Origin of the sequence: Streptomyces sp. NPDC005195, assembly GCF_040608315.1 — a bacterium.
Taxonomy (GTDB): domain Bacteria; phylum Actinomycetota; class Actinomycetes; order Streptomycetales; family Streptomycetaceae; genus Streptomyces; species Streptomyces kaempferi.
This window is the reverse complement of the sequence record NZ_JBEXHZ010000155.1, coordinates 1-4,976: the sequence shown is the minus strand read 5'-3', so window position 1 is coordinate 4,976 and position 4,976 is coordinate 1. Positions and strand designations below refer to the sequence as shown.

5 protein-coding genes are annotated in these 4,976 nt (G+C 65.4%); 3 read left to right on the top strand and 2 right to left on the bottom strand.

All coding sequences use genetic code 11. The annotated features are described in order from the left end of the window. The first annotated feature begins 240 nt into the window (after positions 1–240). Both ABZV34_RS37075 and ABZV34_RS37070 read left to right on the top strand, forming a co-directional pair. Positions 241–498 (top strand): DUF6221 family protein, encoded by a 258-nt coding sequence (locus tag ABZV34_RS37075; protein WP_356286955.1) that lies wholly within the window; start codon positions 241–243, stop codon positions 496–498. Between the two features lie 142 nt (positions 499–640). Further along, positions 641–826, top strand: coding sequence for a hypothetical protein (locus tag ABZV34_RS37070; protein ID WP_356286952.1), 186 nt, complete (start codon positions 641–643; stop codon positions 824–826). 81 nt (positions 827–907) lie between these two features. Here ABZV34_RS37070 and ABZV34_RS37065 read toward each other — a convergent pair whose 3' ends face one another. Beyond that, positions 908–2,497, bottom strand: a complete 1,590-nt coding sequence (locus tag ABZV34_RS37065; RefSeq protein ID WP_356286949.1) for a PQQ-binding-like beta-propeller repeat protein — start codon at positions 2,495–2,497, stop codon at positions 908–910. A gap of 240 nt (positions 2,498–2,737) precedes the next feature. On the opposite strand from ABZV34_RS37065, the gene ABZV34_RS37060 reads away from it, so the two are divergent. Further along, entirely contained in the window at positions 2,738–3,106 is a 369-nt protein-coding gene (locus ABZV34_RS37060; protein WP_356286946.1) for a hypothetical protein, read from the top strand. A 756-nt stretch (positions 3,107–3,862) separates the two neighbouring features. On the opposite strand, the gene ABZV34_RS37055 is transcribed toward ABZV34_RS37060, so the two are convergent. Continuing rightward, positions 3,863–4,276 (bottom strand): helicase associated domain-containing protein, encoded by a 414-nt coding sequence (locus ABZV34_RS37055; protein WP_356286943.1) that lies wholly within the window; start codon positions 4,274–4,276, stop codon positions 3,863–3,865. Between the last annotated feature and the right edge of the window lie 700 nt (positions 4,277–4,976).

Genomic DNA, 4,976 nt, shown 5'->3' with positions numbered 1-4,976 from the left:
AACCTCACGAGCCATCCGATCCGGCGTCCTACGGAGACGCTACGAGCGGCCAACTCGACCGCGCTCCGCTACAGCCATACAAGTCGGAACCTCAGAGGGGTAGGTGACCAGAGCCAAGCTCCTTAAGCGCATGGGCTTCGGCCGCGCCAACTTTGGCCTCCTTCGCAGACGCATACTCCTCCGGACTTGAGCCGGGCAACAACCTCCGCCAACGCGCTGGAGATAGCCGAGAATTCTCTCGTGGACGATCTCCTGAGGTTTCTTCACGCCCGTTATGAGGCGGACAACCATGCCTATGCCGAGGTGGCCTACCGCTTCGGGGGTGACGCAGTCCTTGATCGTCACCTGCCGATGCTCGACCTGGTCGACATGTTGGCTCGGGAGTACGAGGCGATGGATCCCTCCGACACTCGCTTGGCCGGTCTTCGTTATGTTCTCCGCGTGCTCGCGCAGTCGTACGCAGAGCACCCCGATTACCGGGCGGAGTGGCGACCCTAGAACTGGTCCAGGAAGAAGCCATGGAGCGTCACAAGATCTCCGACAGAGCCGAATTACGTGAACGTCTGCAACCCCCGCCGTTAGCTGGTGCTACCGGTGCACAGTGGTAGAGGTGGTGTCTGATGCAGGTTCGGGTGACAGGTTGACCTGCACCAGACCCTTCACACGACGACTCCCCAACGAGAGCTCTCTGCGCACAACGGCCAAGCCCTGGTTCATCCAGCAGCTCCGCACCATCGCGCACGCCATCCAGGACGCCGCTGAGCAGAACGTTCTCGCCGGAGACGACGCGGCCAACAACTCCGAGCCTTTGGGCTCAGGTGGCTGAGCCACATTCCCACCTCGCGAGCAGGACGTCTTGCCTCATGAGACATGCGAACTGCGAAAAAACAAGGCTTGGCTCCCGGGGTCACGGCCGAGCCGGGCACTCCAGGATCCGGCCGTCGACGGTCCCGATGAGCAAGTGGCCTTGAGGCGCGACAGCAAGGGACAGTGCCGTGGTCGGTACTCCGTCGACCTTGAGCTCGGTGTGCCATCGCACCGAGCCGTCGTTGGCGTGCAGTGCTGTCAGGGCGCCGGAGTTGTAGGCCACGTAGACGGTGTCCCCGTCGGTGTCGAGGGCAGTGGCAGGATGATCAGTGCGGTACTGCCACTGCACTGAGCCGTTCAGGGATCGCCGCACGACGTAGGCACCACCGGGTTGGAGCCCCTGACCGTGGTGGACGGCGCCGGCATAGACCAGGGACTGCCCTATTTCGACTGCAGGGCCCCCGAAATGATGCTCCTCCGGTACCCAGGAGTGTGGGAAGAGCCTCCGCAACATCCCATCGGCGTCCAGGGCGGTGACCCACTTGTCCCTGTGCGGCTTGTCCGGGTCAGTGCCGACCAAGATGTACGGGCGGCTCGCGCGACGGACGGCGAACGGATGGTTGAACAAGTCGAAGCGGCTGAGTTCCGGACCGTCTACCGGACCGTCGAGGTCGAACATCAACAGCCGTTCGGGACGCTTGCGACGGCCGTCCAACGGCCTAAGAATCGTCCTGTGGTCGCCTGCGACGAGAACCGCGAACACGCCTGGGCTCAGGGTCTCCAGCACCTGCCCTGTGTCGACAGAGATTCGGGCCAGCCGGGGTGCGGACCTCTCCCAGAGTCCTCCCTTGTGGCGAACGCGGCGTTCGGCGTTGGTCCACACCCATGTGCCGTCGGAGGCCAGAACCAACTGTCGGCCGCCCTCCTCGTCCTCGACCGCCCATTGCAGGTCTCCGGATGGCAGCCATGACTCCGCCAGCACTCCGTCCAGAGCGGCCAGCACGCGACCGTCCTCCGTACCTTCTACAGCCCACACCCGTCGACGTACGGACCACTGCCGACCGGCCGAGGCCGCGAGGCCCGCGAGGAACCGGCGGGCCTCCGCGCTGTGGTCGGGCTGGAGAACCGGTTCCGCGGGGGCAGCCAACTCCTCGGCACCGATCGACTCCTGCCCGACGGCGCCCCAATCTGAGCGAGCCACAACGACTGCATGACCCTGCTCATGTGCCTGCGGGTTTTCCCAGTCGTCACACGGCGCCAAGACCAGACCAAGTGCCGTCTCGCTGCACCATTCCACGCCGAGCACCTCCCGCTGGTGCTGCAGGGCGGACACCACGTCGCCGGAGTCCAAGTGGATCAGCAGCAGCTCGCCTTCAAACGAGTAGCCGCCGTCGTAGCGCCCCGTACCAACGGCCAACAGAGGAAGAACCGGGTGGAAGGCGAGAGACCGAACGGGGTACCTCGACCACACCAGGTGCCGAGACTGCAGCCCGGCCTGCTCATAGACACCGATCCGGTGCCCCGTCCATCGGGAGTCCGCGGTCCCGCTGCCACTCCACTGGATATGCCCGAGGTCCCCACCCACAGCGACCGTCCGCGAGTGCTCGTCAGCGACGGCCAGAGCAGGTTCACCGATCTCGGCGAATGGGCCGTCGCCGAGTACGCGTCGGACTATCGGTGCAAGGGTCATACAGGTGTCCTCCCAGGTCGGCACATGAACGACCGCCGGTTCCGGGCTCGGCACGGCGGCAGCTCATGATCCCGTCGGGCGGCGGGGCACACCAGTGGATTTCAGCCGGGCAAGGCCCTGCCCGTACAAGTCGCTGCCGGGGATCTTTGCGGCGGACTACGCCGAACGTCTGGAGGCGGCCCGCAGCAGGCTTCGTCCAGCCCTGGACGACGGCGCCAGTGACGAGGAGGGTGCGGACGCATGAAGCCCCTCTCGGAAATGACTGAACGTGAGTACTTCGCCAGCGTCGGTCAACGTCCCGGCATGTTCGTCGGCAAGACCTCCTTCCACATGCTGACCGCGTTCCTGACCGGCTATGACCAGCACGCTCTCCGGCACGGTGGGCAAGGGCTCACCAGCTGGCACGACTGGCTCATCGCCCGTCGCGGACGCGACTGCAACCACGCCTGGCCGGGCCAGGTCCTCCACATCGCCCTCCCGAACGGTTGGGACAACATCTGGAACCTCCCGCCTGAGGACGAACAACATGCGATCAAGGTCCTGTTCGAGCTCCTCGACGAGTTCGCCACCGAGGGCGAAGTAGCGCAAGGCACACAACACTCAGATTGACTGAGACGCCGGACCGGATCGCGTCTCACCCAAGATGACCCACCGCTGGTCACGGCCTCGACATGGTTCACCTTCATTGAGACCTGACAAGCGCGTCCCAGGGCGTCAGCCAGCTTCGGTAGACACAGAGGGGTGACCAGCCGGAAGAAGTGCACCCCGCACGTCGCGATCTCACGAGTCTGGTGATCCGGCCTGGCCGAGCCGAACTCCAGTCAACGAAGCTCGACTTCGTCTCCATCCGTGACGTCGAACCAAAGGTGGGTGCTGGGGAACGATCCGGGAAATCTGTTGTCAGAGCGACCGGCGCAGACCACCTTGAGGGCATGAGTGCTCCAGAGAAGTTCAACGTCTCGGCGGCATGGAGCTGGAACGCCCGCCACTTCGTGGACGGAGGATGCCCTCGGACGGGTGGATCCGAGTACTGCGGCTGCGCAGATGCCGAGGCGTAAGACGTGCTTCATGTGAATCTCCGGTTTCCGGCGCTGGGATGTGGCGCAATACGGGACTCCATCTCAGCACGGCGGCGTATGAGGGAATTCCTACACCTGAGGCCGGCCGGCCCGGCGGGGAAGGGTGCTGCCCGCGGGCGTCCCGGCCGGCTGGGAGCCGCCACGCCCCGCGCGGCACCGCATAACCCGTGTCACGATGCCGATGGGTGCCCCGCTACGCACGCACAGGGCGCCCCCGACCGTGCGCAGCTGCTTCGCCCCCGTCCACGGCTGCGCACGGTATCCCCTCGCGCGAACTCCGCGGTTCTCAAGCCCAGTTCAGCCCGAGGGCGGCGAGCTGCGCGAGCTGGTCGGCGGTGAGCCTGGCCCGTCTGCTCTTGCTGTTGGACAGGAAAACACCCAGTTTCACGGCGTGCTCCTGGCCGTGGACCACGACGGTCTCCACATGGCTCCTCGGGACGGTCACGGAGCCGGTGCGGGTCTTGTACTGCGCGAAGGCCGCAACGCCCTTCTGGGAGGCGCTCACGGCCGCCGTGGGCGCCGTCGCGGGAGCTTCCGGCTCCGGGGCAAGCGCCGTGATGCCGAGCTGCTCCAAGCGCTCGCGCTGCTCCTCAGCCAAGCCCTGCCAGGCGGCCGGGGTCCGCTGCCGGGCCAGCCACTTGCCCACATCCATGCCGTGGACCGTGAACCCGGGCAGCACCATGTATCCCAGCACTCCCACAATCACACCATTCAGATCTATAAGGTTCGGGGTAAGACGACTTGGCGGTCGGTGAACCCCCGCCTGCGGATCTGGGTGGCTGAGCCTAAGGTCGCATAATGAAGAATTTCCCACTCATATTCGGGATGTCATGTTTTGTCCTTGTATCCGCCTTGGCGGGTTGCGGCAAAGCGGGATACGGAAACACGGTACTTACCCGAGCGGTGACCAACGGAATTCACTGGCAGCTGGATACACAACCACATAGCAGTGGGTTGTGCATGCGAGTGGATTCCCCGAAGGGACCTGAGGGCGCTGCTTCCTGGGACTGGAATGCGGGTGGCTGCGGGTTCAACGCAGACCCGCCGGACGGCAGTTACTACCTCACCGGCCCGGTTCCGGGGGCTGCGGGAGCCGATGCGCGATGGCTCACCTTCGGCCCGTTGCCGTCGAATGCCACAGCGATCAGAATCGCCACGCACCAGGTGGTCAAGACCTTCCCGAGGGGGCACGGGCTGCCGGACGGCAGGTTCTGGCTGTTCGTGGAGCCGCCCGGTTGGCCGACGAAATCGGAGGGAACGGCACTCAACACACCCCAACCTCTCGACCGGGCCGGCAGGCCGGTGTCCTTCAAGCGCTTCTGAACGCTCTTGCAGTCGGTGCCCCGACGCAACCCCCGGCGACCGGGCCCCCACAGGGGGAACACAGGGGGCAACGGGAT